Source organism: Candidatus Stoquefichus massiliensis AP9, assembly GCF_000455285.1.
Classification (GTDB): Bacteria; Bacillota_I; Bacilli_A; order Erysipelotrichales; family Coprobacillaceae; genus Stoquefichus; species Stoquefichus massiliensis.
Genome location: NZ_HG005285.1, coordinates 152,390 through 162,279, shown reverse-complemented (window position 1 = coordinate 162,279; position 9,890 = coordinate 152,390). Strand labels below are relative to the sequence as shown.

Genomic DNA, 9,890 nt, shown 5'->3' with positions numbered 1-9,890 from the left:
TTACAGAGTTTTAATTTTAGATTTGAAATGATTACAGATAGTAGCCAAAGTATTTTAGCAGCTATTGGCTCATTTGTAGCACCTATATTTGAACCATTGGGCTTTGGTGATTGGCGTGCATCAACGGCATTAATGACAGGTATTACAGCTAAAGAATCAGTTGTATCGACATTAACTGTTTTAACACAGGCTTCAAATACAATTGCTTTAAATAATGCTTTAGCAGCTATATTTACACCATTAAGTGCATTTACATTTTTAGTGTTTACAGTATTATATATGCCTTGTATTGCAGCTTTTGCAGCAACAAAGCGTGAATTGGGTTCATGGCGACAAGCCATTGCGACAGTTATGTTTCAAACTGGAATGGCTTATATTGTTGCATTTATACTTTATCAGTTAGGAAGTTTATTGTTATGAGTTTCATTGATATTATTGTGATTATGGTATTAGGGGTATGCATTATTCTGGCGATAAAGGGAATAAGAAGATATGAATGTCATGATTGTTCTCGTTGTCATAAAAAATGTGGAGGAAAATATGATGGAAAAGAATTTAGAAACGTTATTAAGAATCAAAGAGACACAATTGATTAAAGCTTTTGAAGCCAATAATATGACATGTTTGTTTGTTAAAGACAAAGAAGAGTTAATGCACTATTTAAGAGGGGTACTGAATTTACAAAAGAAAGTTGCAGTGGGTGGTAGTGTTACTTTAAATCAATTAGGAGTTATTGATTTTATAAGAGAAAGTGATGTTGATTTTATTGATCGTTATGAAGAAGGGATATCTCGTGATGAAATGATGAATCGATTTCGTGAGGGATTTTTTGCTGATTTATTGATTACAAGTACCAATGCTTTAACAATGGATGGTTGTCTATATAATGTTGATGGAACTGGTAATCGTGTGGCAGCAATGATTTTTGGACCAAAGGAAGTTATTGTTATTGCAGGATTAAATAAGATTTGTCAGGATGAAGAAGAGGCAATTGCTCATATTCGAGGATGTAGTGCTCCAGCGAATGCAATGCGTTTAAATAAAAAAACGCCATGTGTTAAAACAGGGCAATGCAATGATTGTCATAGTACTGATCGTATTTGCAGCAGCTATGTGAAACTCGCTTATCAAGGACAGGTCAATCGAATTAAAGTTATTATTATAGAAGAAAATTTAGGATATTAGGTGGTATTTATGAAAAGACAAGCAGGACTCTTATTTCCAATCTCTGCTTTGCCAAATCGTTATGGTGTTGGTGATTTTGGAAAATATGCATATGAATTGGTAGACAAAATGGCAGATGCACATATCTATATATGGCAAATCTTACCATTAAATCCACTAGGGTATGGGAATTCGCCCTACCAGCCTTTATCAACACATGCTGGTGATGAAATTTATTTGAGTTTGGATGATTTCATTAAGGATGGTTTACTTAAAGAAGAGGAAGTCACATATTTTAATAGTCAGTTACCTTTTGTGGCTTATCAGCAAGTTAGACCAGTCAAAGAAAAATTGTATGAATTAGCTTTTTCACGTTTTATGCCTGATGATAACTATCATCAGTTTCTAACAGATCATTCATGGGTTCATGATTATGCATTATTTAAAGTTTTTAAAGATCAAAATCATCAAAAAACATGGCTAGAATGGGAAGATGAATATAAGTATTATAGTCAAGAAAAAACATTTTCTTTATTACCTTTTACTAAAGACATTGACTATCAGATTTTTTTACAATATTGTTTCTTTAAACAATGGACGGCTTTAAAAAATTATGCGAATCAAAAAGGCATTTCTATTATTGGTGATATGCCTATTTATGTCGGTTTGGATTCTGTCGATGTTTGGATGAATCAGGCAAATTTTTTACTTGAAGAAGATGGGACACCTTCATTTGTAGCAGGAGTTCCGCCAGATTATTTTAGTAAATTTGGACAAAGATGGGGAAATCCTTTATATGACTGGGATTATTTACAGGAACATGATTTTGCATTCTGGATAGATAGGATGAGAGCTGCACAACAAATGTACGACACTGTTCGTATAGATCATTTTAGAGCATTTGACACATATTGGAAAATTCCAGCAAGTGAACCAACGGCTGTTATTGGACAATGGATAGAAGCACCAGGGTATCAATTATTTGATACATTATATCAAAATATTACTCATCTTAGTATTTTGGCAGAAGATTTAGGTGAATTAAGAAAAGAGGTCTATGAATTAAGAGATCATTATCATTTGAAAGGAATGTATGTTTTTCAGTTTCATTATGCGAATGATTTTGATTTTGATAAAGTTATTGTCTATACGGGAACTCATGACAATGATACTTTGGTTGGATGGTTAGAAACGATTAATGAAGATGATTTAGAAATATTAAAAAAATTGTTGAAAAAATATAAAGAAGAAAAGATGTATCAGAAAATCATTCATTATTGTTTGGATTTAAAATCAAGCCAAGTTATTATTCCAGTGTGGGATATCATGGGGTGTGATACATCGTGTCGTTTTAATATTCCAGGTAAAATTGGGTCACCAAACTGGGAATACCGTTTAACATCGTTTGATGAATTTGAATCATATTTAAAAGATTATGCTAATATGATAGAGGAGAGTCAAAGAAAAGAGGGATAGTATGAAAAGAGCATTAGTACTAGCTGGTGGTGGCTCTAAAGGTGCCTATGAAGCTGGATATATGAAGGCTTTAAAAGAAATAGGTATTGATTACCAGATTGTGACAGGAACATCAATAGGTGCATTAAATGGTTGTTTGTTAGCTCAACAGGATCAAAATGCAATGGAAAATTTATGGCAGACATTAGATATTAGTCAAGTCTTTGCTGGTGGTTTTTCACCAGATTTTAGCTTTGATATTGAGAATATGTTAAACCAATCTAATCTTGTTATTTCTTTTTTTAAAAGATATCTTAAAGAAAAAGGGGCTGATATTACTCCTCTAAAAGAATTAATAAGAGGTTTGTTAGATGAAAATAAACTTCTTAGGTCACCTATTGATTTTGGGCTATGTACAGTTTATTATCCATCCCTAAAACCATTATTAATCACAAAAGAAGAAATGAAAAAAGAATATATATTTGATTACTTAATAGCAAGTGCATCATGTTTTCCTGTCTTTCCAATTCATAATATTGAAGATCAGTCATTTATTGATGGTGGATATTATGATAATGTTCCCATTGATTTAGCTTTTGATATGGGTGCAGATGAAATTATTGTTGTTGATATGAATAGTAAAGAAGCAACACATAAACATTATGTCAATCGACCACATATCACATATACAATGCCTTATGTTGATTTAGGAGGATTCTTAGATTTTTCTAGAGTTGCTCTTGATCGTAACCTGCGCCTAGGATACCAAACAGCAATGAAATATTTTGGAGACTATGTTGGGGTTAAATATACATTTACAGAATTTGAAACACCATTATTTTATGAATTTTATAAAGAAATATTATATCTTGAAAGATATATGCGTAAAACCTTTAGAAGTGATACAGGTGGAAATTTAGTTTATAAGTTTATGGAATCTCATAAAGACCAGCCATTGGATGAAAATGATTATCTTTATATTGCTTTGGACTGGATATTAGAACTTTTAGAGCGTGATCCTAGTTATGTCTACCAATTTGATATCATTGTGAAAGATTTATTAAAAGACTTTGAAAAATATACTGATAGTCAGTATCAGATGATTTCTTTGCGTTCAACAGATGATATGACGAGAACACTTAAAAATATTAATAAAAAAGGGCTGATTGGAAGATTATTGCATGGTATGCTTTATCCCGAAGAGGAGAAAATAGATACTGAGAAGTTTTTGACTTTGTTTTCAAAAGAAGTTATTATGGCAAGACTTTTATGTATGCTGTATAATCAAGAGAATTTATAAAGTTTAGATTTCATGACTTTTCTTTTTATATTATGATAAAGAATATGGAGGTGATGATATTGTTACTTGTTGATAAATTAACTAAAAAAGAAGGCTTTTCAAAAGGTGAAGAAATCATTGCTGAATTTATTATCCATTTAGGAGAAAATATTCAAGATTATTCAGCAAGAAGTATTGCAAAAGAAACTTTTACATCGCCAGCCACAGTATTAAATTTATGTAAGAAAGTAGGCATAATAGGTTTTGATAACTTTAAGAAATCATATATTGAAGAAATTGAATATTTAAATAGACAATTTGGAACAGTTGATCCCAATATTCCTTTCTTAGAGGGAGATACAATATACAAAGCAGCGAATAAGTTAGGATTATTATATAAAGAAACAATTGATGATACATTATCACTTCTTCATCATGATTTATTTCAGAAAGCAGTTAAAATATTAACAACATCACAGGATATTCATATTTATTCAAGAGGAACAGCTTTAAATATTGCTGAGTCTTTTAAAGAAAAAATGATGAAGATAGGCAAAAATGTATATATAGATAACAATGCTAATTATCAAAGATATGATGTTTATTGTATTAGGCCTGAAGACTGTGTTATTTTTATTTCTTATTCTGGTGAGACAGACAGTATTATTCAGATGGCAGAAACGTGTGTTGCACGTCGTATTCCTTTTATCACAATGACATCTTATGGAGAAAATACATTAAGTCATATGAGTGATGCTAAATTGTATATTTCTACAAGGGAAAACATAAGACATAATATTGCTAATTTTAATAGTAATTTATCAATATCCTTTTTGTTAGATATATTATATTCTGCATATTTTTCAATGGATTATGCCAATCATTTTGAATTTAAGATATCACTTACTAAGAAATTAGAATCAAAGAGGTATTCAACGAACCCTATTTTAATAGATGAAGATAATTGAACAGTGTTTATTTTTTTAATTTACATTTTTATAAATGTTTTAACACTGTTAAAACATGATGAGATTTGTAGAAAAGTCTTTGAATTTTGTGAAATAATAATCACGAAAGGAGAAGACTTTTATTATTGAAGACAGATGAAAACAGAATTAAAAAAGATGAACAAGGAGGTAGAATATGTTCAATAAATTAACATCTATTTTAGAAAAAGTTTTAATGCCAATTACTGATTATATGAATAACAACAAGTATATTTGTGCTATTCGAGATTCATTTACAATGATGATGCCAATGATTATCATTGGCATCATTTGCTTTATTATTTAATATTTTTATTTGTTCTAAAACTGGGTTAGCTCAATTTCAATCATTAAAATGGTTGGAAAATTATTCCAATATGTTTTCAACAGTGAACTTTGCTTGTATCTCATGTATGGCTTTATGGTTAGTTGTCTTAATGGGGTATACATTAGGAAAAAATGAAAAACATAATCCATTGATTAATGTATTAGTTACTGCTGTTTTATTCTTAGTTGTATCTAACCAGGACAATTTGTTAGGAGATTTAGGAGCATCAACTTTATTTCTTGCATTTTTTGTTTCTATTGTTGCTAATATGATTTTTAATCGTTTATTAAAAGTAGAAAAAATAAAAATCAAATTACCAGAAAGTGTACCACCAATGATTGCTGGTGGATTCAATGCACTTATTCCAGCATGGATGACAATTACATTATTTGGTGTTACTGGAGGAATTCTGTATGGAATGACGGGCTTATATATGAATAATATTATATATAGTGTTATTCAAGTTCCTTTCAATCAGGTTGTAGGGTCTCAATTAGGAGTAAGTATTATTGTTCTTTTGTCCCAGTTATTATGGTGGACTGATATTCATGGTCATATGGCTATGAATGTTATTGCTAAACCAGTACGAACTGCTGCTCTTGCAACTAATATTGCTTTGGTTGCATCTGGTGCTTTGCCGACAGAATTTTATACATTAGCTTATGTTCATTTGTTTACGAATTTAGGTGGATCAGGGATTGTTATTTCATTGGCACTAGCTATTATGGTTTTTTCTAAACGACAAGAATATAAAGAGGTGACTAAATTATCTATGATTCCGCTAATCTGTGGAATTTCTGAACCAATGGTTTTTGGCTTGCCTATCATGCTTAATCCTGTTTTCTTAATTCCGTTTGTTGCAGTGTCATTAATTACAGCTAATATAGGATATTATGCTATTACATCAGGCTTTTTAACAGCATCTTATGTTGAATCAATTGCAGGAATGCCAATGTTTATACAACAATTCTTAGCATTTAGTGGACAATGGCAGGCACTCTTTTTAACAGTTGTTGTTGTGGTTGTTGGTTTTGTAATTTATGCTCCATTTGTGATAATGTCTAATAAAATAAATCCGGAATTATCAAGTGAGTCAAAGGAAAATCATTAATATGAAAAAAGATTTCTTATGGGGTGGGGCATTAGCTGCCAATCAATGTGAAGGAGCATATACTGAAGATGGAAAAGGCTTAAATATAGCTGATATTATGAAATGTTCAAAAAAAGGAATACCTAGAATCATTGATGCTGATATTCAAGAAGGAGAATATTATCCAAGTCATGAAGCTATTGATTTCTATCATCAATATAAAGAAGATATTAAGCTGTTTGCAGAAATGGGATTTAAATGTTTAAGGATGTCTATTAGCTGGGCGAGAATATTTCCTAATGGGGATGATGAATTGCCAAATGAAAAAGGATTACAATTTTATGATAATGTCTTTGATGAATTATTAAAGTATCACATTCAACCTGTTGTGACTTTATCTCATTTTGAAACGCCATTGAATTTAGTGAATAAGTATAGCTCTTGGAGAAATCCAATCCTTATAGACTTATTTATGAAATATGCAGAAGTTGTGTTTCATAGATATAAAAATAAAATAAAATATTGGATTACTTTTAATGAAATTAATGAAACTATGAATAAAGAAGTACCATGGTTACAAGCTGGATTAAAATTTACAGAAAATGAAAATCATAATGAGATAAAAATATTAGCGAGCCATCATATGTTTATTGCAAGTGCCAAAACAGTAATATTAGGACATAAAATAAATCCTGATTTTAAAATTGGTTGTATGATTCAGTATACGCCATCATATACAAAAACATGTAGTCCACAGGATGAAAGAGCAAGACAGCTTTATTATCAACAAAATTATTATTATACTGATGTCATGGTAAAAGGCAAATATACAACACTATGTCAATCATTATTAAAAAGATTAAATATTGATTTAAAAATTTCAAAAGAAGATGAATATCTCTTACAAAATGGGAAAGTTGATTTTATTGCTTTTAGTTATTACTTTTCTTATGTTGTTAAGGCAATAAATAAATATGAATTTTCTATAGAAAAGAAAAATGAATATTTAAAAAGAGGACAATGGAATAGAAATATAGATCCCATTGGATTAAGAATAGCATTAAATGAATTATATCATCACTATGAAATTCCTTTATTTATTGTAGAAAATGGTATACCTTTAGATGATCAAATTAATGAAAAAGATGAAATTATAGATGAAGAACGTATTGAATTTTTTAGAAACCATATTTTACAGATAAAACAGTCTATTGATGAGGATTATATTGATGTTATGGGTTATACTACATGGGGACCAATTGATATTGTTTCAGTCTCAACAGGTGAAATGAAAAAAAGATATGGATTTATATATGTTGATAAGGATAATGCTGGTAAAGGGACATTAAAAAGATATAAAAAGAAATCGTTTGATTGGTATAAAATGGTTATAGAAAGTAATGGGGAAAAGCTTTAGTGTGTAACATACTTTAAATTTTAAATACAGATTATATATTGTAAAGAAAAAGAGGTTGTTATCAACCTCTTTATTGATTATACAAACTTTTTTTTGTCTTTTCATAAATAATTTTTAATCCCTTGAATGTTAAATCAACATCATAAATATCAATCTCATCAGTTTCATTTGCTATAATTCTTCCAAGACCTCCCGTTGAGATAACCTTCAAATCTTCACCATACTCTTTTTTTATTTTTTGAATAATATATTCTGTTTGTCCAATATAGCCAAAGACAACACCAGCCTGCATACTTTTGATTGTATTTTTAGCAATAATTTTATCTGGTTTTTGAATTTCAATTTCTGGTAATTTAGCTGCTTGCGAAGATAATGCATTGGTACAAATACCAATACCAGGAGCAGTTGCTCCACCAATAAATTCTCCTTTAGCAGTCACAACATCATAAGTTGTCGCAGTACCAAAATCAATAACTAAACATGGTCCACCATAAGTATAGAAGGCACCTGCTGCATCAACTAAACGATCAGCTCCTAAAGTAGAAGGATTATCAATACGTATATCTATTCCAGTTTTAACACCAGGACCAATAAAAATGGGATTCTTATGTAAATATTTTTTAATACAGTTTGTAAATGAATAGTTAATTTTTGGAACAACACTACTAATAATAATATCTTCAATATCATTAACTAGAATAGAAGAAGCATTTAAAAATGATAATAACATAAAACCGTATTCATCAGATGTTCTTTGAAATTTCGTTGTTAAACGATAATTTCCAATTAATTCATCCTGATTATACACACCCATAGTAATATTTGTATTTCCAATATCAATTGCTACTAACATTTGCTTTCCTCCATTTTTATTAAGATTTCTAATATGACATAAGCTAATTCTTCTTTATTCATTAAGCCAAAATCTTTCATATCATCTTGTGTTATCATTGTGACAACATTTGTATTTCCCTGAAAACCAGCACCCTCTGTCTTTAAATGATTGGCTACAATCATGTCACAGTTTTTCTTAGTTAATTTTTCTTTTGCATGAAGAATCAAATCACTTGTTTCCATTGCAAATCCACATAAAATCTGATGAGTTTTTTTTCTTTGACCTAATTCTAAGAGAATGTCCTTATTTTTATGAAGTTCTAGAGAAAGATTCTCTCCAGTTTTTTTTATTTTATCATTTGCAATTGTTTGACATGCATAATCACCAACAGCTGCTGACATAATGATATAATCCTGATGATTAGAAATATCTATAATTGCTTCATACATTTGTTGTGCACTGATGACATCAATCTTTTTGACTCCATAAGGTTTTTTTAAATGAGTAGGTCCACTCACCAAAGTGACTTCAGCACCAAGACAAAAAGCTGCTTTTGCAATAGCATAACCCATTTTTCCACTTGAATGATTGGTTATGAAACGAACCGGATCAATACTTTCCTGAGTAGGACCTGCACTTATCAAAACTTTTTTCCCAACGAGGGTTTTCTCAGTTAAAGCATAATCTATCATTTCAAGAATATCTTGCTCATCAGCTAATTTTCCTTGACCAACATCACCACAAGCGAGTAATCCTGAAATAGGTTCTACAAAGAGAACGCCCTGATCTTTTAAAGTTTGCATATTTTTTTGAGTGATAGGATTTTCATACATATGGACATTCATGGCAGGGGCAATCATTTTTGGACAAGTGGCAGCTAAAAATGCTGATGTTAACATGTTATCAGCAAAACCATAAGCTAATTTTGCAATTGTATGAGCACTAGCTGGTACAACCATAAATAAATTAGCATCTTTAACAATATCTACATGTGTAATAATAGCTGGGTTTTCATCATCAAATGTATCGATATAAACTTTTCTTTTTGTAAGCGACTGAATACAGATTGGCGTGATAAACTTTGCAGCACTTTCGCTCATCATGACTTCAACATGATAATTGAGTTTCACTAAATCACTTACTAACTGTACTGCTTTAAAAGCCGCAATACTGCCTGTAATGCCAACAATAATTTTCTTTGTCATAGAAGATAACCTCATTTCTTTAATTCATTTTAATTAATATTTTTGATACCATAACAGCAATAATAGTTCCAACAATGGCTTCAACAATTCCATTTGTTGTAATAATCCCTATTAAATAAGGAAATAAAACA

11 protein-coding genes are annotated in these 9,890 nt (G+C 30.2%); 9 read left to right on the top strand and 2 right to left on the bottom strand.

The genetic code is table 11. The features are described 5' to 3' along the window. The 9 genes from BN350_RS02980 to BN350_RS02940 form a co-directional block, all read left to right on the top strand. Positions 1–420 (top strand): nucleoside recognition domain-containing protein (locus BN350_RS02980; protein ID WP_028042262.1); only part of this gene is annotated, 420 nt, incomplete at its 5' end. Further along, positions 417–596: a hypothetical protein gene (locus BN350_RS20860; protein WP_028042261.1), complete on the top strand. Its 180-nt coding sequence runs from the start codon at positions 417–419 to the stop codon at positions 594–596. The genes BN350_RS02980 and BN350_RS20860, both read left to right, overlap by 4 nt. After that, positions 544–1,185, top strand: a complete 642-nt coding sequence (locus tag BN350_RS02970) for a lactate utilization protein (RefSeq protein ID WP_028042260.1) — start codon at positions 544–546, stop codon at positions 1,183–1,185. The genes BN350_RS20860 and BN350_RS02970 overlap by 53 nt, the downstream gene beginning before the upstream one ends. A gap of 9 nt (positions 1,186–1,194) precedes the next feature. Then, on the top strand, positions 1,195–2,640 hold the full coding sequence (gene malQ, locus BN350_RS02965; protein WP_028042259.1) for a 4-alpha-glucanotransferase: 1,446 nt from the start codon (positions 1,195–1,197) through the stop codon (positions 2,638–2,640). Position 2,641: 1 nt separating this feature from the next. Beyond that, the gene (locus BN350_RS02960; RefSeq protein ID WP_028042258.1) at positions 2,642–3,919 is read left to right on the top strand and encodes a patatin-like phospholipase family protein; all 1,278 of its coding nucleotides are present in this window, start codon (positions 2,642–2,644) and stop codon (positions 3,917–3,919) included. Positions 3,920–3,978: 59 nt separating this feature from the next. After that, positions 3,979–4,866, top strand: a complete 888-nt coding sequence (locus BN350_RS02955; protein WP_028042257.1) for a MurR/RpiR family transcriptional regulator — start codon at positions 3,979–3,981, stop codon at positions 4,864–4,866. Positions 4,867–5,041: 175 nt separating this feature from the next. Further along, on the top strand, positions 5,042–5,191 hold the full coding sequence (locus BN350_RS20525) for a hypothetical protein (protein WP_155849090.1): 150 nt from the start codon (positions 5,042–5,044) through the stop codon (positions 5,189–5,191). Then, a complete protein-coding gene (locus BN350_RS02945; protein WP_028042256.1) occupies positions 5,166–6,323 on the top strand; it encodes a PTS sugar transporter subunit IIC in 1,158 nt (385 codons plus the stop codon). Before BN350_RS20525 ends, BN350_RS02945 begins: the two co-directional genes overlap by 26 nt. Next, entirely contained in the window at positions 6,319–7,719 is a 1,401-nt protein-coding gene (locus BN350_RS02940; protein WP_028042255.1) for a family 1 glycosylhydrolase, read from the top strand. The genes BN350_RS02945 and BN350_RS02940 overlap by 5 nt, the downstream gene beginning before the upstream one ends. Positions 7,720–7,789: 70 nt before the next feature. Here BN350_RS02940 and BN350_RS02935 read toward each other — a convergent pair whose 3' ends face one another. Together BN350_RS02935 and coaBC are read right to left on the bottom strand one after the other, a co-directional pair. Further along, the gene (locus BN350_RS02935; protein ID WP_028042254.1) at positions 7,790–8,572 is read right to left on the bottom strand and encodes a type III pantothenate kinase; all 783 of its coding nucleotides are present in this window, start codon (positions 8,570–8,572) and stop codon (positions 7,790–7,792) included. Then, entirely contained in the window at positions 8,566–9,759 is a 1,194-nt protein-coding gene (coaBC, locus tag BN350_RS02930) for a bifunctional phosphopantothenoylcysteine decarboxylase/phosphopantothenate--cysteine ligase CoaBC (RefSeq protein WP_028042253.1), read from the bottom strand. The genes BN350_RS02935 and coaBC overlap by 7 nt, the downstream gene beginning before the upstream one ends. Positions 9,760–9,890: the final 131 nt, after the last annotated feature.

What these genes read in the sequence shown, in the direction of transcription:
- coaBC (WP_028042253.1), bottom strand. Translation starts at nt 9,759, where the DNA reads ATGACAAAGAAAATTATTGTTGGCATTACAGGCAGTATTGCGGCTTTT.
- malQ (WP_028042259.1), top strand. Translation starts at nt 1,195, where the DNA reads ATGAAAAGACAAGCAGGACTCTTATTTCCAATCTCTGCTTTGCCAAAT.
- BN350_RS20860 (WP_028042261.1), top strand. Translation starts at nt 417, where the DNA reads ATGAGTTTCATTGATATTATTGTGATTATGGTATTAGGGGTATGCATT.
- BN350_RS02970 (WP_028042260.1), top strand. Translation starts at nt 544, where the DNA reads ATGGAAAAGAATTTAGAAACGTTATTAAGAATCAAAGAGACACAATTG.
- BN350_RS20525 (WP_155849090.1), top strand. Translation starts at nt 5,042, where the DNA reads ATGTTCAATAAATTAACATCTATTTTAGAAAAAGTTTTAATGCCAATT.
- BN350_RS02935 (WP_028042254.1), bottom strand. Translation starts at nt 8,572, where the DNA reads ATGTTAGTAGCAATTGATATTGGAAATACAAATATTACTATGGGTGTG.
- BN350_RS02960 (WP_028042258.1), top strand. Translation starts at nt 2,642, where the DNA reads ATGAAAAGAGCATTAGTACTAGCTGGTGGTGGCTCTAAAGGTGCCTAT.